The following is a 628-nucleotide window of genomic DNA, read 5'->3' as shown; positions in this document are numbered from 1 at the left end:
GCCCGTTCCTGCGCCCGCTCCGGCCAGGGCGCGTGCGGGCGCAGGAACGGGCGGGTCGGGTCCAGCGGCCCCGCCGGGGCGCCGCGCGCGGGGAGCAGCGGCAGCAGCTGCTCGTACACCTCGTGCGCGCCGGACGGCCGCGCCTGCGGGTCCTTGGCGAGCAGCCGCAGGACCAGCGCTTCGAGGGCCTCGGGGACCTCGGGCCGCAGCTGCCGGAGCGGCGCGGGCGGCTCGTACAGGTGGCGGTGCAGCACGCCGAGCGCGGTGGAGCCGGCGAAGGGCACGTTCCCGCTGAGGAGTTCGTGGAGCAGGACACCGAGGGCGTACAGGTCGGTGGACGGGCCGACGGCGCCGCCCATGGCCTGCTCCGGCGCCATGTACGCCGGGCTGCCGATGGGCGAACCGGTGTGCGTGAGCCGGGTGGTGTCCGTGTCGAGGACGGAGGCGACGCCCAGGTCGAGGACGGTCACGGTGCCGTCCGGGCGGATCATCACGTTCCGCGGCTTGAGGTCGCGGTGCACGATCGGCACCGCGTGCACGGCGGCGAGCACCGCGCAGAGCTGCGCGGCGACGCTGACCGCCCACTCCCAGGGGTACGGGTCGTGCTCGGCGAGGTGGTCGGCGAGGT

1 protein-coding gene is annotated in these 628 nt (G+C 76.3%); it reads right to left on the bottom strand.

Annotated elements, in window-relative coordinates:
* Positions 1 to 628 (bottom strand): serine/threonine-protein kinase (locus tag CCN56_RS22640; protein ID WP_143664601.1); only part of this gene is annotated, 628 nt, incomplete at both ends.

Origin of the sequence: Streptomyces sp. NRRL B-24572, from assembly GCF_002156145.1 — a bacterium.
Taxonomy (GTDB): Bacteria; Actinomycetota; Actinomycetes; order Streptomycetales; family Streptomycetaceae; genus Streptomyces; species Streptomyces vietnamensis.
The sequence above is the reverse complement of the archived record's forward strand: the minus strand, read 5'-3'. Positions and strand labels throughout refer to the sequence as shown.